Origin of the sequence: Ewingella americana, from assembly GCF_006438725.1 — a bacterium.
GTDB classification, from domain to species: domain Bacteria; phylum Pseudomonadota; class Gammaproteobacteria; order Enterobacterales; family Enterobacteriaceae; genus Ewingella; species Ewingella americana_A.
This window is the reverse complement of the sequence record NZ_RCZD01000002.1, coordinates 71068-90283: the sequence shown is the minus strand read 5'-3', so window position 1 is coordinate 90283 and position 19216 is coordinate 71068. Positions and strand designations below refer to the sequence as shown.

Below are 19216 nucleotides of genomic sequence, written 5' to 3'. Positions count from 1 at the left end.
GAAAAAGGTGATCTGTGCCTAATAATGTGGAATCGTTTACATCCACAGTTTACCACTCTCACAGAGGTTAAGACAGTCAGGGCGGGGGAGTTTGTTTGAGGGAGCAGAAGCCGTGGGGGCAATAATTGTAATCGCTTACACTGGATGAAGAACACGGGCGTAATAGACTTCGCCCGTGGAATTAGACGGTTTTTACTTCAATTCATCCTGTTGATAGCGATAAATATCGCCAACTGGAATAAAGGACAAGCGGTGCGTGATGCACTCGGGCGCATCCTCGGCGTGGTGCGAAACAAACAGCAGCTGGGTATCCCCTTCGCCAATGAGTACGTCAACAAAGCGGCGTACCAGCTGGCGGTTAATCGGATCCAGCCCCTGCAGCGGTTCGTCCAGAATCAGCAGCGCCGGATGTTTCACCAACGCACGGGCAATCAGTGCCAGACGCTGCTGGCCCCATGACAGACTGTGGAATGGCGTCTCACCTTGGCTGCCGCCAAGACCGAGCAAGTCCAGCCACTGACCGGTGAGGAATTTCTGCCGGTCAGACACCGCCTGATAAATGCCGATGGAGTCAAAGAAGCCCGAGGTGATGACGTTTCGCACACTGGAGCTCACGCGGTAATCAAGGTGCAGGCTGCTGCTGACGTAACCGATATGGCGTTTGATGTCCCAGATGGTTTCGCCACTGCCGCGACGGCGGCCAAATAACGTCAGGTCATTGCTGTAGCCCTGAGCGTGGTCACCGGTGATCAAACTGAGTAAGGTCGATTTCCCCGCACCGTTTTCGCCGACAATCTGCCAGTGCTGGCCGGGATCCACCTGCCAGCTGAGATGATGCAAAATAGGGCGGTCGTTATATTCCACCACGCCGTTGCGCAGCACGATTAGCGGGCCACCGGCAGGAGGGCGGACGCGCTGGGTCGGGTCTTCTGATTCGGGCAGCGCCATGCCTTTGAGGTTTTCACTGTGTGCCAGTTGCGCGACCAGCGCGTCGGCCATCACGCTTTCACGCGGGCCGACCGTCGCCAGTGTACAATCAGCCAGAACGCCGACGTGCTGAACAAACGGGGGAATATCATCGAAACGGTTGAGGACCAGCACCACCGTTTGCCCCTGTTGTGCCAGCCCGGCCAGCAGTTCCGCCAGCTGTGCGCGGGCATTGACGTCCAGGCCGTCAAAGGGTTCATCCAGCACCAGCAGATCGGGTTGTTGCATCAACACCTGGCAGAGCAGGGTTTTGCGGGTTTCACCGGTGGAAAGATATTTAAAGCGGCGATCGAGCAACTTCGTGATCCCAAACTGTGCGGCCAGCGTGGCACAGCGCTGCGGGTCTTTGACCTGCTCCTGAATCATTTCCGCGGTGGTGCGACCGGTATCATCCTCGCCTTCACTCAGCATATCGGTGTTATTACGCTGCCACTCCTCTTCCACCAGTTTCTGAAGTTGTTCAAAAGAGAGGCGTACGGCGTTGTGGAAATCGCTGTGGCTTTCGCCTTGCAACGTCACCAGTTCACCCGCCAGTGCGCGGGCCAGCGCCGACTTACCGCTGCCGTTCGAACCGACAAAAGCCCAGCTTTCGCCCTGGTTAATCCGTAATTCAGAAAGCGTGAGGGTGCGGGTGTCGCTGAGGCGAAATACGCCTTGCGAGATATGCAACGATGACATGTCCCATCCATATAAAGTCGTTATAGTATGATTTAAGGGATAAGCGCATCAGTCAGTGAAGTCAATTGACAATTCTGCAAACTGTTAAATCTCATTGTGCAAGATACTGATAGTAAATACCATTTCTAGCACAGCGTGGCGATGATCACCTTGTCATCATCAAATTCGGCGAACACCTTCTGCCCCTCTTGCAGGTTCAGATGCTCAACTTCAGCCTCAGCCACCGTCGCGCATAATGTCTCGCCACCCTCAAGACTGACCAGCACCTCGCTGTTTTCAGCCGCGCGCTGAATGCTCAGCACCTTACCTGCCAGCGCATTGTGGGGATTGGCGCGGTGGGTTGTCAGGGTGATCCACGGCGCTTTGATCAGCACCAGCACTTCTTTGCCCGGCGACAGCGCCAGACGGTTAGCACTTTGCTGGGTTACCGCGGCGCGAATGCGGGTTTTGCCATCGTTGAGCAGCACGTCAATATGCTGCTGAACGTCCTGATGGTCACGCGCAACAACATTGCCGAAGAACTGATTGCGGGCACTGGTTTGCAGTGAGAAACGGGAAATGGCCGCCAGCAGGCTGTCGAGTGGCAAGGTATCTTCTTTTAGTACATCGAAGGCTTTTTGCTGAATTTGCGCCAACAGATCATAGAGCTGAATCAACCGTTCCCCGTAGTGCGTGAGAATCGCGCCGCCGCCGCCTTTGCCGCCGGTGCTGCGTTCGACAAGCGTTTGATCGGCAAGTTGATTCATTTCATTAATGGCATCCCAGGCACTTTTATAGCTGATACCCGCCAGTTTCGCGCCCTGACTGATGGAACCGGTAACCTTAACCTGCTTGAGTAATTCAATACGGCGCGGATCGGCAAAAAGTTTTTGCTGTAGTTTCAGCGTTAACAGGATTTCAGCTTGCATGATGGGCTTCCTTAAAAGGCGATACCGACATTGTCGCCGATCCGCGAAGTGACTTAAACCGCCTGAGACACTTTGCAGGTCCGAGTTGGTTAAAAGCTAAAGTATTCTGGCCCCGGGGCTGCTATTATCGTTAACAGGTATGTTTTATCACCGCCGCTCAGGCGTGTGCCAGCCAGTTAAGTGAGGCTATCATGTTAGAACTTTTAGAAAGTTTGCTCTTTGCCGTGATCATGGTTCCGTTATTTATCGCTGTGATCCTTGGTATGATTTGGGCTATGGGCTCCGTCTTTAACGTTATTTCTAACGTTGGGCACTCCAAAGAAAAACGCGAACAGCCGCAACAGCGCTGAAACGCAGCAGAATCCAAATACCCGGCCATCGTGCCGGGTTTTTTTATGGTTTAGATCAACCCTCTGACATTCCCGTCTATAAATCTGATGACAACCCCTGATTCCACGTTATATTAACGGCTATATAACGAAGTGTTACATTCACGGGAAAAGGAACGTAAATATGTCATGGGGTAAAATGCTGACCGCCACTGTGCTGGTCGCCGGGTTCACCGTTCAGGCGCAGGCTGCGGACAAAATCACTGTTTTTGCGGCAGCGTCACTGACCAATGCCATGCAGGATATTGCTACGCAGTATCAGAAAGAGAAGGGCGTGCAGGTCGTCTCTTCCTTCGCCTCCTCATCAACGCTGGCACGTCAGATTGAGCAGGGCGCGCCAGCCGATCTGTTTATTTCCGCCGATCAGCAGTGGATGGACTACGCCATTGGCAAGCAGCAAATTGTGGATAACACCCGTTATACTTTGCTCGGCAACGAACTGGTATTGATCGCAGCAAAAGCCGGTAAGATCGATAAAGTTGATATTTCCGACAAAACCGAATGGACCAAACTGCTGGGTGACAGCCGCTTAGCGGTGGGCGATCCTGATCACGTTCCGGCCGGTATTTATGCCAAAGAAGCCCTGCAAAAACTCGGTGCGTGGACCACGCTCGAACCTAAACTGGCCCGCGCCAGCGATGTCCGTGCCGCAATGGCGCTGGTTGAACGCGAAGAGGCCCCGCTGGGTATTGTTTACGGTTCTGACGCCCTTGCCAGCCAAAAAGTGAAAGTGGTCGGCATTTTCCCGGCAGCAAGCCACAAGCCGGTTGAATATCCGATGGCGATTGTCAAAGGTCATGAACATCCTGACGTTACTGCGTTTTATGCCTACCTGAAAACCCCCGCAGCCGGGGCGATTTTCAAACATTATGGTTTCACACCGCGCGGCTAAACACGCGGTTTTGTTATCACCTTAACGTCATCCCCTGTGGGGTGACGTTAGCGGTCACCCACGCTCCCCCCTATTTGTTCCATCATGCTATGGCATAATAGAATTCTGAACGTTCCTGCCACCGTGGATGCCCATGATGCTGAATGCCCTGAACCCCAAACCGCGCTTTTCTCCGTGGGTTTTAAGTCATATTGTCATCGGCAGCGGGGTGCTGATTAAAGGCTTTGACGTTTCTGCCGATATTTTATCTCTGGTGTCACATTAATTCAGGATTAACGAACCAACATGATGTTGAGTGAATATGAGTGGCAGGCGGTATTTCTCAGTCTGAAAGTATCGAGCCTGGCCGTAGTATGCAGTTTGCCACTTGGTATCCTGATGGCATGGATCCTGGTACGTTGCCGCTTTCCCGGTAAATCCCTGCTCGACAGTATTATTCACTTACCGCTGGTGTTACCGCCGGTAGTGATTGGCTATTTGCTGCTGGTGGTGATGGGGCGGCGGGGCGTGATCGGTCAGTGGCTCTATGACTGGTTTGGCTTTAGCTTCAGTTTCAGCTGGCACGGCGCGGTGCTGGCCTCGGCGGTGGTGGCCTTTCCGCTGATGGTGAGGGCCATTCGGCAATCGCTGGAAGCCGTGGACCCCAAACTTGAACTCGCCGCCCGCACGCTGGGTGCGTCGCCGTGGCGGGTGTTTTTTACTATCACGTTACCGTTATCGGTTCCCGGCGTGATTGTTGGTGTGGTGCTGGCATTTGCGCGTTCGCTCGGTGAGTTTGGCGCAACCATCACCTTCGTGTCGAATATCCCCGGCGAAACCCGCACCATTCCGCTGGCGATGTATACCCTGATTGAAACCCCTGGCGCTGAAAGCGCGGCGGCGAGGCTCTGTTTGCTGGCGATCCTGTTGTCGCTGGCGGCGTTATTGATATCTGACTGGCTGGCAAAACGCAGCCGCACGCGGCTGGGAGGCTGAAATGCTTGAACTGGATTTCAGTCAGCAACTGGGCGATTTGGATTTACAGGTGGCGCAGACCTTGCCGGGGCAGGGCATCACCGCGATTTTTGGTTTGTCCGGCGCAGGGAAAACATCGCTTATCAACGCGATCGGCGGGCTGACAAAACCGGATTCCGGTCGCATTGTGCTTAATGGACGCCTCTTGTCGGACACTCAGAACAACATTTTTCTGCCGCCTGAAAAGCGCCGCATTGGTTATGTTTTTCAGGATGCGCGTTTGTTCCCGCACTACCGCGTGAAAGGCAATTTGCAATACGGGATGGCATCGTCGATGCGCGGGCAGTTCGACAGCATTGTCCGTTTGTTGGGCATTGGAGCCTTGCTCGACCGTTTTCCGTTAACGCTATCCGGTGGCGAAAAACAGCGGGTGGCAATTGGCCGTGCGCTGCTGACCGCGCCGGAAATCCTGTTGATGGATGAACCGCTGGCCGCGTTGGATATCCCGCGCAAACGTGAACTGATGCCTTATCTTGAAAAGCTGGCGAAAGAGGTCAGCATTCCTATCCTCTACGTGACGCATAGCCTGGATGAAATTCTGCGGCTGGCTGAAAAAGTACTGGTGCTGGATAACGGAAAAGTGCTGGCCATGGGGGATCTGGAAACCGTCTGGGCCAGTAACATTATGCGCCCGTGGTTACCGCGTGAGGAGCAGAGCAGTGTGCTGAATGTCAGTGTACTGGAACATCATCCGCGCTACGAAATGACCGCACTGTCGATTGGCGATCAGCGCCTGTGGATTGGCAAAGTTGATGCGCCGGTAGGCACGTTGATGCGTGTACGGGTCAACGCGGCAGACGTCTCTCTGGTGCTGCAACCGACGGCTAACAACAGCAGTATCCGCAATGTTCTGCCTGCCAAAGTATTGGAGTGTCTGGATATTGGCCCGCAGGTAGAAGTCAAACTGGCGATGGCTGACCATATTCTCTGGGCACGCATTACGCCCTGGGCGCGCGATGAACTGATGATCCGCCCCGGCCAGTGGCTGTATGCGCAAATTAAGAGCGTGTCGTTGAGTCGCTAAAAGGTTTTTTGCTGCGAAGTGCAGGGCACGTCAGCGCGTGCCCTGTGATTTGAAAGCTTAAATATTTACGCCAACACGCGCGTGCGGATCACTTCAGCGATCCCCGGTTGTTCGTGATCGGCGATCACCAGCGCAGCGCGCTCTTTGATAGCCTCTGCGGCATTGCCCATCGCCACGCCCAAACCGACATTCTCCAGCATACTGAGATCATTGAAGTTATCGCCGAAGGCGACCACATCCTGCATGCTCATGCCCTGAGATTCTACCCACTCCTGCAGACGGCGGCCTTTGCTGTTGCCGCCTTTTGCGACGTCCACCTGATCGTGCCATGACCATTCGCAGGAGAGACCCAACTCGTTTTCCACCTGTGTCGCAAAGGTATGCAGTGCATCAAGATCCTGATGCGAGGTCGCGAATTTCCAAATCGAGTGCGCTTCGTCGGCGGCGTCACGCAGGCTGTTGACCTGCACGATGTTCGGACGCTGTCCTTCCGGCAGCGTGTCGCCCCAGGCGATCGAACGGCTGACGTGGCCGCTGGCTTGCTGATACAGCATCGCATCATCGACATACAGCAGCCCATGAATACCGTGAAACTCCAGCAAATCGACCACTTTTTTGGCCTGTATTTTGTCCATCGGGTCTGACGTGATCACTTTACGCGCCTGGTAGTCATACAAATAAGTGCCATTACAGCAGATTGCCGGGGTGTCGAGCTGCAACGCCTGATAAAACGGATGGATAGCCACATGGTGGCGACCGGTCACTACAATGACCTTAATGCCCTGAGTGCGGGCTTCGGCCAGCGCGGCCAGCGATTCAGGCAAGATCCGTTTTTGACGGTCAAGCAAGGTGCCGTCGAGGTCGAGTGCGATAACGCGATAAGTCATAGTTAGAATCCGTTAGAGAGTCGTAAGATCGAAGAAATTCTCGCCATATTACACGTTTAGCCAAGACGAGAGAACCTCGCACCTAGGGGTAAACGGCTTCCGCTTATTTCGGGTTATCGTGCTAGTCTTAATCATGCTTTAAAAAAACATAACGACGCATTCAGTCTTAATAAGGAGATGTGATGAAGCAAGTTGTCTACGTTGCCAGCCCTGAGAGCCAGCAAATCCACGCTTTTCATCTTGGCGAAGAAGGTGAACTGAGCCTGCTGCAAACGGTCGACGTTCCGGGCCAGGTTCAGCCGATGGTGCTCCACCCGGACGGGCACCGCCTGTACGTTGGCGTGCGTCCTGAGTTTGGCGTGGTGACCTACAACATCGCGCACGACGGCACGCTGCAACAGGCGGCGATGGCACCGCTGCCGGGTAGCCCTACGCATGTGGGCGTTGATCTGCAGGGGCGTTTCCTGTTCTCAGCCTCCTACAGCTTCAACAACGTCAGCATCCATCCGATTAACGAAAAAGGCGAAGCGCTGGCACCTATCCACGTGCTGGAAGATATTCAGGCGCCGCATTCTGCCAATATCGACCCAACCAACCAGTTACTGATGATCCCGGCGCTGAAAGAAGATCGTATCCGTCTGTTTGACTTCAGCCTGCAAGGCGAAGCCACGCCGCATCATATTCCCGCGCTGCAAACCGCTGCAGGCGCAGGGCCGCGTCATATGGCCTTCCACCCGAATCAGCATTTTGCATACTGTGTGAATGAGCTGAACGGCAGCGTTGATGTGTACCAGCGGGATGTCACTAACGGTCAATACCGCATGGTGCAGACGCTGGACATCATGCCGTCTGATTTTAAAGAGACACGCTGGGCGGCAGATATTCACATCACACCCGATGGCAAATATCTCTACACGTCAGATCGCGGTTCCAGCCTGATCTCTGTGCTGACTGTCTCCGAAGATGGCAGCGTCTTGACGCTGGTGGGGCATCACGCCACACAAACCCAGCCACGTGGTTTTAATATTGATCACCGTGGGCGCTTTGTGATCACGGCTGGTCAAAAATCGGATGCCATCGAAGTGGCGAAGATTGATCAGAACAGCGGCGCGCTGACCACCCTGAAGACGTACCCGGTGGGCAAAGGTCCGATGTGGGTATCCATTCTCGAACTGAAAAATTAATACTACTAATGATTTAGCCTGCCAGCCAAAGGCTGTGCGGACAGCGAAATTAGCCCCAGGCCTTTACAGCCGGGGCTTTTTTTTCTTTGGCTGTTCGTGCCATTGATAAGAAATATATTCATCTCCCTCTAAATGTTGTGCCTACCTTGTCGATAACTCTTCTCGTTACCCCAACCAATTACACATCCGCAGTAAATGCGTTACTTATGTTTTATTTCATAAAACAGGGAGAGCAGTATGAGTTTAGCTTCAGGGATCACCGGCGTTTTCAACAACGCCAGCATTGCGACCAAGCTTGCCGCAGGGTTTACGCTTGTTCTGCTGCTCGGTTCATCCATTGCCGCCTCAGGCATCTACCATCTGACCAGCATTAGCGAACGGGCTGAAAAAGCCACGCTGCTCAAAAGCGTCAACGATCTGCTGGGCGAGGCGAAATATACCCGTCTCTCATACCTTGCCAACCGTGATGTCAAATATGTCGAACAAAACCGTCTGGCGCTGGACAAACTGGAAGGCAAACTGGCGCAGGTGGCAACCTACGACTGGCAGCCGATCGATCAGGTCCAGGTGGATGCTATGCCGGAGAATATCCGCCGATATCGCGAAAACTGGCAGAATACGCTGAATCCGCCAGCAGGCAGTCAAGCCGATCAGGTCCAGGCCGATCTGGCCGCCGCCGGGCTGGCGCTGACGTCTGCTTCCGACCAATTGCTCGACCACGAAATGGCCTATACCCAGGATGAAGTGCATCGGACCATCAAAGAGATGCTGTTGATCATTGCGGCCACCATTATCATTGGCGCGTTGCTCTCATGGCGCATGACCCGCCAGATAACCCTGCCTTTGCGCCATACCCTCGAGGTGGCCCAGCGCATTGCCGCCGGCGATTTGACCGCGCATATTGTCAGCCGCAGTGGTGATGAGGTCGGCCAACTGACTCGTGCGGTGGAAGGGATGAACCAGAACCTGCGCGGGATCATCGGCGATATCCGTCAGGGGGTGTTGCAGGTTACGCGCGCCTCCAGCGAGATTGCTGCCGGAAACATTGATCTTTCCGCCCGAACGGAACAACAGGCTTCGGCGCTGGGACAGACCGCCGCCAGCATGGAACAACTGACTGCAACGGTGAAACAAAATGCCGATAACGCCAGTCAGGCCAGCCAACTGGCCTCTTCGGCTGCCGCCACCGCCAGCCGCGGTGGCGAGCTGGTGAACGATGTGGTGGGCGTGATGAATGATATTGCTGACAGTTCGAAGCAGATCGCTGAAATTACCACAGTGATCAACAGTATCGCTTTCCAGACCAATATCCTGGCACTCAATGCCGCCGTGGAAGCCGCACGTGCCGGAGAGCTGGGGCGCGGTTTTGCCGTGGTCGCCAGTGAAGTGCGCAATCTGGCCCAACGCAGCGGGCAGGCGGCGAAAGAGATTGAAACGCTGATTGGTCTGTCGGTGAGTAAAGTGAACAGTGGTTCTACGCTGGTGGGTAAAGCCGGTGACACCATGCAGGAAATTGTCGATTCCGTCTCGCATGTCACCGACATCATTCATGAAATTGCGTCGGCCTCAGAGGAGCAGAGCCGGGGCATCAGCCAGATAGCGCTGGCCGTTGCCGAAATGGATACAGTGACACAGCAGAACTCGGCACTGGTTCAGCAGTCTGCCAATGCCTCCGCCGCCCTTGATCTGCAGGCGATAAATCTGGAGGAGACGGTGGCTATTTTCCAGTTGGGCAACGAAAACCTTCAGCCCGCCTGATCGCCAAAATTTGGGCATTAAAAAAGCCGCCGGAGTGACATCCGGCGGCTTTTGTCTGTCCATGCTGTGGCTTATTTGGCCGCAGGAGGCGTCATAATATTGTTGTACTGCCACAGGCGATTGAAGTTCACATCATTCAAATTGCGCTGTTGTTTCTCATCTTTTGGCACATTGCCAGTAAAGGCACGGCCTGAGAAGGCGGCATCGCCCCACGGGTGCAGCTGGTTGTAACCGCTGTCGATCTGGCTGTCGCGGATCACTAACTGGCTGTTTGGCGTAGTACCGGCAATGTAACCGCCGTTTTCTGCGCCTTCATCCCATGCGCGGCCCAGTTGGGCTTTGACAGCCTGGCCTTCGAAGCCTCGGTCGGTGGTCAATGTACTGTTTGTCACCAGGAAACCGTAAGGCACGTTGGCCGGGGTATTCGGGGCGAAGATTGAGGGCTGTTTCACCCCACGGCTGCTGACCGTGTGGAATTCCACCTGGTCAAACACGGCACTTGAACGGCCGAACACGTAATCCACATCACCTTCGATACGGCTGTTGTGAACATAGGCACGGCTGTAGCGGCTGTTGTCTTGCTGATTTTTTACATTGGCCGTGGTGAGCATCAGCGTGTTTTGGCGACCAATCAGGTGCACGTTGTCCAGCAGGATATTGTCGCCGTCGGTGCGCAATGCCACAGCCGGATGATCGCCTGCGTCAACGGTGTCCAGCAGACTATTGCTGATGGTCATGTTCTGAATTTGCAGACCGCTGCTCTGTGACCAGACGGTTGCGGTACAGCCCACACCGATGGTTTCGGCTTTCTGTGTGGCACAGTTATTGAACATGTACCAGGCGCGGTTGCCCGGAATGAACTCACCGTTCGAGCTGAGCGTCGCGCGGTAAGTGGCTGGAGTGACCGACGCTTCCAGACCTTGCTGGATCACCACGTCGCCTGCGGTAGTACCGGTACCGAACAGGGTGATCGGCGGTGCACCGGAAGGAATGTAAACCGTGCCGTTGTAGGTGCCCGGCAGGATTTTAATAAAGACGCGCTCGCCGTGGTTACGTACGCGCAGTGCCGCTTCCAGTGCTTGCTGAATATTGGTATATGCCGCGCCGTCGGTACCCATTTGCGGGCCAACCACGAAGTCAGTTTTTACATCACCGGTTTCGACCAGTTTAGGGAACCAACCCTGCTGTTGAACTTGCAGGGAACGGCCGCCGAAGGCCAGATAATTTTTGGGGGTAAAGTGTGCGGCTTCATCCGGGCTGAGGATGGGATCCGCAGCGGTGCCCGGTGCGACCTGACTGGACATGCCTTCGTGGCTGCTGCTACAGGCCGCCAACACCAGACTGACGGACAACATGGCGCAGGCGCGCGACAGGGTGGAAAGTTTCACTGGATCTGACTCCTAAATAAACGAAAAAAGCGGCGATCAGCAAGACTGACCACCGCGTTGCATTCTCACTCTCTGCCCTATTTATACCACAGCTATCAGCTGTATATCACGGTAAGGGAAGATTTACCCAGCGAATGGAAGTGGATATTGAAACCAAGATAGGCTCCGCTGGCTTCTTCATTTACCTCTAGCTGGTCGACGTCCAGCGCATACACCGTGAACTGATAACGGTGTCTTTCGCCTTGTGGCGGTGCCGCGCCGCCGTAACCGGCTTTGCCGAAGTCAGTGCGCGTTTGTACCGCACCCGCCGGCAGGCCCGGTTTGCCGGAACCTGCACCTTGCGGCAATTCGGTCACGTCTGCCGGAATATTTGCCACACCCCAGTGCCACCAGCCAGAGCCGGTCGGCGCGTCGGGGTCATAGCAGGTGATCGCAAAACTTTTAGTGCCTTCCGGCGCACCGCTCCAGGCCAGATGCGGAGAGAGGTTATCCCCGCTATAACCCATGCCGTTGAACACCTGTGTGTCGGGCATTTTCTCGCCGTCGCGCAGGTCCGAACTGATTAAAGTGAATGCCATAACGTCAAAATCCTCGTTTAAAGGTTATTATTTTTACATCAATTCAATTCACGCTTGTTTATTGACCTCACCGCCGCCGAGCAGTTTGAGCAGGGCTTGCGCAACGCTTGCGGATGACGCCGGGTTCTGGCCGGTGATCAGTTTGCCATCCGTAATGACGTAAGGACGCCAGTCTGCGGCTTTACTGTAATCGCCGCCGTTCTTTTTCAGCTCATCTTCTACCAGGAACGGCACGATGTCGGTCAGACCAACGGCGTCTTCTTCACTGTTGCTAAAACCGGTCACACGTTTGCCTTTCACCAGCGGCGTGCCATCGGCCTGCTTCACATCACGCAGTACACCGGGGGCGTGGCAAACGGCGGCTACCGGCTTCCCGGCCGCCCAGAAATCTTCGATCAATTTAAGCGAATGGGCATCTTCTGCCAGATCCCACAACGGGCCGTGGCCACCCGGATAGAACACGGCATCAAAATCAGCCACTTTCACCTCGGCCAGTTTGACGGTATTGGCCAGTGCATGTTGCGCGTTTTTATCCTGGCGGAAGCGATCGGTGGTTTCAGTCTGGGCGTCTTTCTCATCGCTTTTCGGATCCAGCGGAGGTTGACCACCTTTCGGTGACGCCAGCGTCAGCTCCGCGCCGGCATCCAGGAACTGATAATAAGGTGCCGTAAATTCTTCCAGCCAAAAGCCCGTTTTCTTGCCGGTATCGCCGAGTTTATCGTGCGACGTCAATACAATCAGTAATTTCATGTTATCTCCTGTGTGCCAGGCTACATGGCCTGGCCAACGTGTGATCAATTATTTTCGTGACTGACTTTTACGACTAACTTGCCGAAGTTTTTACCTTCCAGCAGGCCAATAAACGCCTGCGGCGCATTCTCCAGCCCGTCCACAATATCCTCACGGAACTTCACTTTTCCGGCTTCAAACCATTCGCTCATCTGTTTGGCGAATTCAGGGTAGCGGTGGCCGTAATCATCAAAAATGATGAACCCCTGCATGCGCAGTCGTTTTCGCAAAATCGTGCTGGCCAGCAGAGAGAGGCGATCTTGTCCCTCTTGCAGACCGGTGGCGTTATATTGCGAGACCAGCCCGCAGACCGGAATACGCGCTTTGGTATTGAGCAGCGGCAAGACGGCATCGAACACGGCACCGCCGACATTTTCAAAATAGACGTCGATACCGTCAGGGCAAGCTTCTTTCAGACGCTTATCCAGGTCGGCTGCGCGGTGATCCAGACATTGGTCAAACCCAAAATGTTCGACGGCGTAATGGCATTTCTCCGCACCACCGGCGATGCCAATCACTTTACAGCCTTTGATTTTAGCAATTTGGCCGACCAGTGATCCGACCGGCCCTGTCGCGGCGGCTACCACCACGGTTTCACCTGCCTGCGGCTGGCCGATATCCAGCAGCCCCATAAATGCCGTGAAGCCAGGCATTCCCAGCACGCCCAGCGCGAGGGAAGGGTGTTTCAGCGCGGCACCTTCCAGTTTTTTTACCGCTTTAGCATCGGCCACGGCGTAGTCCTGCCAGCCGGTGCTGCCCACCACCCGGTCGCCAGGTTTGAATTCAGGACTGTTCGAACTCACCACCTGCGACACGGCACCGCCGGTCATTACTTCGCCGATTTGCACCGGAGCGGCATAGGAGGGGGCATCGCTCATTCGCCCGCGCATGTACGGGTCGAGGGAGAGAAATAACGTGCGCAGCACCAGCTGGCCCGCCTGAGCAGTGGGGATATCCTGTTTTTCCAGACGGAAGTTGTCTGCGGTCGGTGCACCGTGCGGCCGTGAAGCCAGTACAATGCGACGGTTTACGGATTGACTCTGTGACATACAAACTCCTTCATTGACGCGGGTCTTAAGGCGGCCATCGTAGGATGGGCACCTGGGTCATGGGGAATAAGTATAGGCGTCTACGCGAGTTGTGATCGGAGCGGTTTATGCTTTGTTGGTATGAGTTATTGAAAAAGCAGGGGTTCACATGTGAAACCCCTGTTGTTGAACCGGTGACGAGATTTACTTCACCGTGACATCAATATCGCCGAAATATTTCTTCGACAGCTCTTTAACAACGCCGTCTTGTTTGATTTTAGCGATGGCGACATCAAGCTTCTCTTTGGTGGCGGTATCGCCTTTACGCAGGCCGAACGCAATGCCGCTGCCGAGGATTTTATCATCACGCACTGCATCGCCAGCGAAGGCGTAATCCTTGCCGTCTGGACGGTCGAGGAAGCCTGTCTGGCCAGCCGGTGCCAGTACCAGCGTGCCGTCAAGACGACCGGAAGAGAGATCCAGATAAACCTGATTCTGATCCTGGTAAGAGACGACATCCACGCCTTTTGGCGCCCAATGTGCCTGCGCGTAACTCTCCTGGATCGAGCCTTGCAACACGCCGATGTGTTTGCCTTTCAGAGATTCAACGGTGGGCAGCAGTTGGGACTCTTTTTTCGCGATGAGCTTGCTGGGTACGCGGTAAATCACACTGGTGAAATCAATCGCCTGGCGGCGTTTTTCGGTGACATTCATCGCTGAGTTGATGGCGTCAAATTTACGCGCCTGTAAAGCAGGGATCAGTCCGTCAAAAGCGGTGTCGAACCATTCACATTTGAGTTTGGCGGCAGCGCACACGGCATTACCGACATCAATGTCGAAGCCCTGCAACTCGCCAGTGGCACTTTTGGATTCGAACGGCGGATATTGGGCTTCCAGACCAAATTTGAGCGTGGAACCATCGGCCAGCGCAGAAAATGAAGCCACAGCACAACCTAATAACAGCGCGATATTTAATTTTTTCATTTCACTTCTCCCGGAGGGTATTAAGAAAGACCTTCAGACGCGGCACAGGCGGCGTGCGCCTTCATACAATGTGTCATCGTCTTTGGCAAAGCTCAGGCGGATAAGCCCGGTCGGCTTGTTATGGCTATAAAACGCCGACAGCGGGATGGTGGCGATCTGGTGATCGCGGATCAAACTTAGAACGAACTCGTCATCGGTCAGCGAGCTAAAGTGGCTGAAGCGGGCCAGCATAAAGAAACTGCCACGGCTCGGCAGTAATTCAAAGCGGGATTCGCTCAGGGCATCGGCCAGCAAATCACGTTTTTGCTGATAGAAATCGGCCAGGCCGAGATAACTCTGCGGGTCAGCCATCGCGTCGGCGAATGCGACCTGCATCGGCGTGTCAGCGGAGAACATCATAAACTGATGCACTTTACGGATCTCGCCCATCAGTTCTGCCGGTGCCAGGCAATAACCGACGCGCCAGCCGGTGACGTGATAGGTTTTGCCGAAGGATGAAACAATCACGCTGCGCTCGGCCAGTTGCGGATGGCAGGCCATGCTTTCGTGGCGTTCGCCGTCAAAGACCACGTGTTCATAGACTTCATCGGACAAAATAATAATGTCAGTGTTTTCGGTCAGTGCGATCAGCCGCTCGATGTCGAAGTCATTAAAGATCGCGCCGGTCGGGTTGTGCGGGCTGTTGATGATGATCATCCGCGTGCGGCGGTTGATGGCGCTGGCAACCTGATCCCAGTCGATGCTGAAGTCGTCCAAAGACAGGCCGATGGCTACCGGTTTTGCCCCCTGCAAACGCACAATCGGCGCGTAGCTGTCGAACGACGGTTCAAAGTAAATGACCTCATCGCCTGGGTGCACCAACGCGCTGATGGCGGAATATAACCCTTCGCTGGCACTGGCCATCACCGTGACTTCGCTGTCTGTGTCGTAATGGCAACCGTACAATGCTTCCACTTTGGCTGAAAGCGCATGGCGTAACGCGGCTACACCGCTCATCGGTGCATATTGGTTATGACCTTCGCGCATGGCTTTGGTCACGCTGTCGATAAGCGACGGCTGACAGGAGAAATTCGGTGCGCCCTGCGATAAATTCAGTGCATTGTGCTCGGCGCTCAGTTGGCCAATTACAGTGAAAATGGTGGTGCCAACGTCAGGTAACTTAGATAAAGGAGAAAGGGCGCTTTTCATAAAGAACTCCAAAGGCAGGGCGAAAATGAATAATTATTCGAAAACTATCGAATGATTAAGCAACAGTTCCCTTGTGGCGACAATGGAAAGTTTGTCATACTTGCCATGATCACCCGTCATAGCGGGTGGCGGTTTTTGTGAGGCACTGATGGCAACCTCTGTTGATTTTTCTTACCTGACGGCGCTCAATCTTCCTTCGCTTAACCTGCTGAAAACCTTCAGCGTGGTGGCGAAAACCCTCAACCTGACCCACGCTGCCGCGCTTTTGCATATCACGCAGGGGGCGGTCAGCCGTCAGATGACTGGGCTGGAAACGGCGCTGGGGTATGCGCTATTTTTGCGTCAGGCACGCGGGCTGACCCTGACGCCGCGCGGTGCACAACTCTTACCGGCAGTGCAGCAGGCGCTGGAACTGATGGGCGAAGCGCTAAAGCGCGTGGAGTCACACCCCGACACGCTGCGCATCAAATGCCCGACCTGCTCAATGCGCTGGTTATTGCCCAGGGTCATTCAGTTACAGAATGACCGGCCTGATATGCAAATTGAACTGACTGCCTCGATTGCGCACGGTGTGGATTTCAGTACCGAACAATTCGATGCCGCCGTGGTGTTTGGCCGCGCACCGGATTCACCGCGCCGTGCGCAGCATCTGTTTGACGAAGTGCTGACGCCGGTCTGTACACCGGACTTTTTACCTCGTCATCATGAGGGCTTTGACGTGGCCGATCTGGCCGATAAAACCCTGTTGCACCCGACGCGCGACCGGCGTGACTGGCTACTATGGTTGCGCGAGGCGGGGGTGAAAGGGCTGCCGTCCGCCAAGTCTCAGCATTTTGATACCCTGGATCTGGCGATCAATTCGGCGTTACAAGGCTACGGGGTGGCAATAGGGGATCTGACCTTAATAGAAGATGATTTGCAGGCGGGCAGGGTCATTGCGCCATTCCCGCTGTGCGTCGCCAGCGGTGCATCCTACACGCTGCTCTACCCGGAAAACCCGACTCCGGCGCTGAAAGTGGCGATCGACTACCTCAACGATCAGGCCCGAATCAGCCGGGAGAAACTCAGCGCTTTGCTTTCGTCTTCCCACCGGCTGGTCAATTCAAACTAATAGAGGGCGTTTAGTGCGCTGGCAATCGCTCCCGTCAGTTTACTGAGCTGGGCGGGAGAGATAATGTACGGCGGCATCAGGTAAATAAGTTTGCCGAATGGCCGGATCCACACGCCCTCGTTGACAAAGTGTTTCTGCAATTGAGCCATACTGACCGGCTCGCACATCTCCACCACCCCAATAGCCCCCAGAACGCGGACATCCGCCACGGCGGGGTGCTCCGCCAGTGGCATCAGCTCGCGGCGGAACTGCTGTTCGATGTTTGCCACCTGCGCCTGCCAGCCGTTTTCGGACAATAATCGCAGGCTGGAATTCGCGACTGCGCAGGCCAGCGGATTGCCCATAAAGGTTGGACCGTGCATGAAACATCCCGCTTCGCCATCGCTGATCGTCTCGGCCACGTGGCGGGTGGTGAGCGTGGCAGAGAGCGTCATGTAACCGCCGGTCAGCGCTTTGCCCAGACACAGAATATCCGGCGAAATCCCTGCGTGATCGCAGGCAAACAGCTTGCCGGTGCGGCCAAATCCGGTGGCGATCTCATCGGCAATCAGCAGTACGCCGTAATGATCACACAGTTCACGTACCCGCCTGAGATAGGTCGGATGATAAATCCGCATCCCGCCCGCGCCCTGAACCACCGGCTCTAAAATGACAGCGGCGATCTTGCGGTGATTCTCCCCGAGCATGTTGGCGAACGGTGCGATATCCGCTTCATGCCATTCTCCGTCGAAACGGCTCTGCGGCGCGTCGGCAAACAGGTGCTGCGGCAGGTAACCCTGATACAAACTGTGCATTGAATTCTGTGGGTCACACACTGACATTGCGCCGAAGGTATCCCCGTGATAGCCATTGCGCAGCGTGAGCAGCGTCTGGCGTTTCTCGCCGCGCGCCTGCCAGTATTGCATCGCCATTTTCAGTGCCACTTCCACGGCCACCGATCCAGAGTCAGCCAGAAACACACACTCCAGCCCAACGGGCGTCATCTCAACCAGACGGCGCGACAGCGCGATAGCGGAAGGGTGGGTGATCCCGCCAAACATGACGTGCGACATTTTCCCGATCTGATCGATAGCCGCCTGGTTCAGCTGCGGATGGTTATAGCCGTGGATCGCTGCCCACCACGATGACATCCCGTCTACCAGCTGACGGCCATTTGCCAGTTGCAGCAGCACGCCTGACGCTGACTCCACCGGATAGACGGGCAGCGGCTTGGTCATCGACGTGTAAGGGTGCCAGATGTGGCGCTGGTCGAACTCGAGATCGGCGGGGGTCATTGCACTGTCCTTGATGAAACTTGTAAACCAAAAAATAATTTTAACGTTGACGGTAAACTAAAACAAATAAAGAATGGTTGACGATTTGTAAGGTTAAACTTTTTTGGAGATGTCATATGACAACCCGCACCCACTGGACGCTGGAAAAAACGCAGGCCCTGTTTGATAAACCTTTTCTTGAGCTGATGTTTGACGCTCAGCAGGTCCACCGTCAGAATTTTGACCCGCGCCAGGTGCAGGTCAGCACGTTGCTGTCGATAAAAACCGGTGCCTGCCCGGAAGACTGTAAATATTGCCCACAGAGTTCACGGTACAAAACCGGGCTGGAAACCGAGCGTTTGATGGAAGTTAAACAAGTGCTGGAGTCCGCGCGTCAGGCGAAAGCGGCCGGTTCCACCCGTTTCTGTATGGGGGCGGCGTGGAAAAACCCACATGACCGTGACATGCCGTACCTCGAACAGATGGTGCAGGGCGTGAAAGAGCTGGGCATGGAAACCTGTATGACGCTCGGTACGCTGAACACCACGCAGGCGCAGCGCCTGGCTTCTGCTGGCCTTGATTTCTACAACCATAATCTGGACACCTCGCCGGAATTTTATGGCAGCATTATTACCACCCGCAGCTATCAGGAACGTCTGGATACGCTGTCGGAAGTGCGCGGCGCGGGCATCAAAGTGTGTTCCGGCGGCATTGTCGGCCTTGGCGAAACGGTGAAAGACCGCGCCGGTTTACTGATGCAACTGGCCAATCTGCCGGTCGCGCCGGAAAGCGTGCCGATCAATATGCTGGTGAAAGTCAAAGGCACGCCGCTGGCCGATAACGACGACGTCGATCCGTTCGATTTCATCCGCACCATTGCGGTGGCCCGCATCATGATGCCGCAATCTTACGTGCGCCTTTCCGCCGGTCGTGAACAGATGAGTGAGCAGACGCAGGCCATGTGCTTTATGGCCGGTGCCAACTCTATTTTCTACGGCTGCAAACTACTGACCACGCCAAACCCGGCGGAAGACAAGGATCTGATCCTGTTCGGCAAACTGGGCCTGAACCCGCAGGTGTTTGCAACCGAGATGGGTGATAACCAACAACAGCAAGCGCTGGTCGAACAGCTGGTCCACGCTGATACGGCGCAATTTTACAACGCTGCCGTCTGAC

General features: G+C 55.0%; 19 protein-coding genes. 9 read left to right on the top strand and 10 right to left on the bottom strand.

Annotated elements, in window-relative coordinates; translation table 11 throughout:
• Positions 1-192: 192 nt before the first annotated feature.
• Both modF and modE read right to left on the bottom strand, forming a co-directional pair.
• Positions 193-1665 (bottom strand): molybdate ABC transporter ATP-binding protein ModF, encoded by a 1473-nt coding sequence (gene modF / locus EAH77_RS03515; protein WP_140470445.1) that lies wholly within the window; start codon positions 1663-1665, stop codon positions 193-195.
• 125 nt (positions 1666-1790) lie between these two features.
• On the bottom strand, positions 1791-2573 hold the full coding sequence (gene modE, locus EAH77_RS03510) for a molybdenum-dependent transcriptional regulator (protein ID WP_140470444.1): 783 nt from the start codon (positions 2571-2573) through the stop codon (positions 1791-1793).
• Positions 2574-2764: 191 nt separating this feature from the next.
• Between modE and EAH77_RS03505 the strand changes: the two genes are divergently transcribed.
• The 5 genes from EAH77_RS03505 to modC all read left to right on the top strand — a co-directional run bounded on the left by EAH77_RS03505 (position 2765) and on the right by modC (position 5892).
• Positions 2765-2923: an AcrZ family multidrug efflux pump-associated protein gene (locus tag EAH77_RS03505; RefSeq protein ID WP_140470443.1), complete on the top strand. Its 159-nt coding sequence runs from the start codon at positions 2765-2767 to the stop codon at positions 2921-2923.
• Positions 2924-3086: 163 nt separating this feature from the next.
• A complete protein-coding gene (gene modA / locus EAH77_RS03500; protein WP_140470442.1) occupies positions 3087-3854 on the top strand; it encodes a molybdate ABC transporter substrate-binding protein in 768 nt (255 codons plus the stop codon).
• A 133-nt stretch (positions 3855-3987) separates the two neighbouring features.
• Positions 3988-4119: a hypothetical protein gene (locus EAH77_RS25670; protein ID WP_277752535.1), complete on the top strand. Its 132-nt coding sequence runs from the start codon at positions 3988-3990 to the stop codon at positions 4117-4119.
• A 20-nt stretch (positions 4120-4139) separates the two neighbouring features.
• On the top strand, positions 4140-4829 hold the full coding sequence (gene modB / locus EAH77_RS03495) for a molybdate ABC transporter permease subunit (protein WP_140470441.1): 690 nt from the start codon (positions 4140-4142) through the stop codon (positions 4827-4829).
• A 1-nt stretch (position 4830) separates the two neighbouring features.
• Positions 4831-5892: a molybdenum ABC transporter ATP-binding protein ModC gene (gene modC, locus EAH77_RS03490; RefSeq protein WP_140470440.1), complete on the top strand. Its 1062-nt coding sequence runs from the start codon at positions 4831-4833 to the stop codon at positions 5890-5892.
• Between the two features lie 65 nt (positions 5893-5957).
• Here the strand turns inward: modC and EAH77_RS03485 are convergent, their stop codons facing one another.
• Entirely contained in the window at positions 5958-6779 is an 822-nt protein-coding gene (locus EAH77_RS03485; protein WP_140470439.1) for a pyridoxal phosphatase, read from the bottom strand.
• 182 nt (positions 6780-6961) lie between these two features.
• Between EAH77_RS03485 and pgl the strand changes: the two genes are divergently transcribed.
• On the top strand, positions 6962-7963 hold the full coding sequence (gene pgl / locus EAH77_RS03480) for a 6-phosphogluconolactonase (protein WP_140470438.1): 1002 nt from the start codon (positions 6962-6964) through the stop codon (positions 7961-7963).
• A gap of 237 nt (positions 7964-8200) precedes the next feature.
• Positions 8201-9721: a methyl-accepting chemotaxis protein gene (locus EAH77_RS03475; RefSeq protein ID WP_140470437.1), complete on the top strand. Its 1521-nt coding sequence runs from the start codon at positions 8201-8203 to the stop codon at positions 9719-9721.
• Positions 9722-9792: 71 nt separating this feature from the next.
• Here EAH77_RS03475 and EAH77_RS03470 read toward each other — a convergent pair whose 3' ends face one another.
• From EAH77_RS03470 to EAH77_RS03445, 6 genes are all read right to left on the bottom strand, one after another.
• Entirely contained in the window at positions 9793-11109 is a 1317-nt protein-coding gene (locus tag EAH77_RS03470) for a putative acyl-CoA thioester hydrolase (RefSeq protein WP_140470436.1), read from the bottom strand.
• A 95-nt stretch (positions 11110-11204) separates the two neighbouring features.
• Positions 11205-11687, bottom strand: a complete 483-nt coding sequence (locus tag EAH77_RS03465) for a kinase inhibitor (protein ID WP_140470435.1) — start codon at positions 11685-11687, stop codon at positions 11205-11207.
• A 48-nt stretch (positions 11688-11735) separates the two neighbouring features.
• Positions 11736-12437: a type 1 glutamine amidotransferase domain-containing protein gene (locus EAH77_RS03460; RefSeq protein WP_140470434.1), complete on the bottom strand. Its 702-nt coding sequence runs from the start codon at positions 12435-12437 to the stop codon at positions 11736-11738.
• 44 nt (positions 12438-12481) lie between these two features.
• On the bottom strand, positions 12482-13525 hold the full coding sequence (locus EAH77_RS03455; RefSeq protein ID WP_140470433.1) for an NADP-dependent oxidoreductase: 1044 nt from the start codon (positions 13523-13525) through the stop codon (positions 12482-12484).
• A 183-nt stretch (positions 13526-13708) separates the two neighbouring features.
• The gene (locus EAH77_RS03450; RefSeq protein WP_140470432.1) at positions 13709-14488 is read right to left on the bottom strand and encodes an ABC transporter substrate-binding protein; all 780 of its coding nucleotides are present in this window, start codon (positions 14486-14488) and stop codon (positions 13709-13711) included.
• 33 nt (positions 14489-14521) lie between these two features.
• The gene (locus EAH77_RS03445) at positions 14522-15676 is read right to left on the bottom strand and encodes a methionine aminotransferase (RefSeq protein WP_140470431.1); all 1155 of its coding nucleotides are present in this window, start codon (positions 15674-15676) and stop codon (positions 14522-14524) included.
• A gap of 148 nt (positions 15677-15824) precedes the next feature.
• On the opposite strand from EAH77_RS03445, the gene EAH77_RS03440 reads away from it, so the two are divergent.
• Complete coding sequence (locus EAH77_RS03440) at positions 15825-16787, top strand: LysR substrate-binding domain-containing protein (protein ID WP_140470430.1); 963 nt, start codon at positions 15825-15827, stop codon at positions 16785-16787.
• On the opposite strand, the gene bioA is transcribed toward EAH77_RS03440, so the two are convergent.
• Positions 16784-18061: an adenosylmethionine--8-amino-7-oxononanoate transaminase gene (gene bioA / locus EAH77_RS03435; RefSeq protein WP_140470429.1), complete on the bottom strand. Its 1278-nt coding sequence runs from the start codon at positions 18059-18061 to the stop codon at positions 16784-16786. The two genes, EAH77_RS03440 and bioA, sit on opposite strands and share 4 nt — an antisense overlap.
• Before the next feature lie 116 nt (positions 18062-18177).
• Here bioA and bioB point away from each other — a divergent pair, with 116 nt between their 5' ends.
• Complete coding sequence (gene bioB / locus EAH77_RS03430; RefSeq protein ID WP_140470428.1) at positions 18178-19215, top strand: biotin synthase BioB; 1038 nt, start codon at positions 18178-18180, stop codon at positions 19213-19215.
• Position 19216: the final 1 nt, after the last annotated feature.

Excerpts from the sequence above, each read along its gene's own strand:
- modA (WP_140470442.1), top strand. The coding sequence starts at position 3,087 with ATGTCATGGGGTAAAATGCTGACCGCCACTGTGCTGGTCGCCGGGTTC.
- EAH77_RS03455 (WP_140470433.1), bottom strand. The coding sequence starts at position 13,525 with ATGTCACAGAGTCAATCCGTAAACCGTCGCATTGTACTGGCTTCACGG.
- EAH77_RS25670 (WP_277752535.1), top strand. The coding sequence starts at position 3,988 with ATGATGCTGAATGCCCTGAACCCCAAACCGCGCTTTTCTCCGTGGGTT.
- modC (WP_140470440.1), top strand. The coding sequence starts at position 4,831 with ATGCTTGAACTGGATTTCAGTCAGCAACTGGGCGATTTGGATTTACAG.
- EAH77_RS03445 (WP_140470431.1), bottom strand. The coding sequence starts at position 15,676 with ATGAAAAGCGCCCTTTCTCCTTTATCTAAGTTACCTGACGTTGGCACC.
- EAH77_RS03475 (WP_140470437.1), top strand. The coding sequence starts at position 8,201 with ATGAGTTTAGCTTCAGGGATCACCGGCGTTTTCAACAACGCCAGCATT.
- modF (WP_140470445.1), bottom strand. The coding sequence starts at position 1,665 with ATGTCATCGTTGCATATCTCGCAAGGCGTATTTCGCCTCAGCGACACC.
- EAH77_RS03465 (WP_140470435.1), bottom strand. The coding sequence starts at position 11,687 with ATGGCATTCACTTTAATCAGTTCGGACCTGCGCGACGGCGAGAAAATG.
- EAH77_RS03450 (WP_140470432.1), bottom strand. The coding sequence starts at position 14,488 with ATGAAAAAATTAAATATCGCGCTGTTATTAGGTTGTGCTGTGGCTTCA.
- modE (WP_140470444.1), bottom strand. The coding sequence starts at position 2,573 with ATGCAAGCTGAAATCCTGTTAACGCTGAAACTACAGCAAAAACTTTTT.
- EAH77_RS03505 (WP_140470443.1), top strand. The coding sequence starts at position 2,765 with ATGTTAGAACTTTTAGAAAGTTTGCTCTTTGCCGTGATCATGGTTCCG.
- EAH77_RS03440 (WP_140470430.1), top strand. The coding sequence starts at position 15,825 with ATGGCAACCTCTGTTGATTTTTCTTACCTGACGGCGCTCAATCTTCCT.
- pgl (WP_140470438.1), top strand. The coding sequence starts at position 6,962 with ATGAAGCAAGTTGTCTACGTTGCCAGCCCTGAGAGCCAGCAAATCCAC.
- EAH77_RS03485 (WP_140470439.1), bottom strand. The coding sequence starts at position 6,779 with ATGACTTATCGCGTTATCGCACTCGACCTCGACGGCACCTTGCTTGAC.
- EAH77_RS03460 (WP_140470434.1), bottom strand. The coding sequence starts at position 12,437 with ATGAAATTACTGATTGTATTGACGTCGCACGATAAACTCGGCGATACC.
- bioB (WP_140470428.1), top strand. The coding sequence starts at position 18,178 with ATGACAACCCGCACCCACTGGACGCTGGAAAAAACGCAGGCCCTGTTT.
- bioA (WP_140470429.1), bottom strand. The coding sequence starts at position 18,061 with ATGACCCCCGCCGATCTCGAGTTCGACCAGCGCCACATCTGGCACCCT.
- modB (WP_140470441.1), top strand. The coding sequence starts at position 4,140 with ATGATGTTGAGTGAATATGAGTGGCAGGCGGTATTTCTCAGTCTGAAA.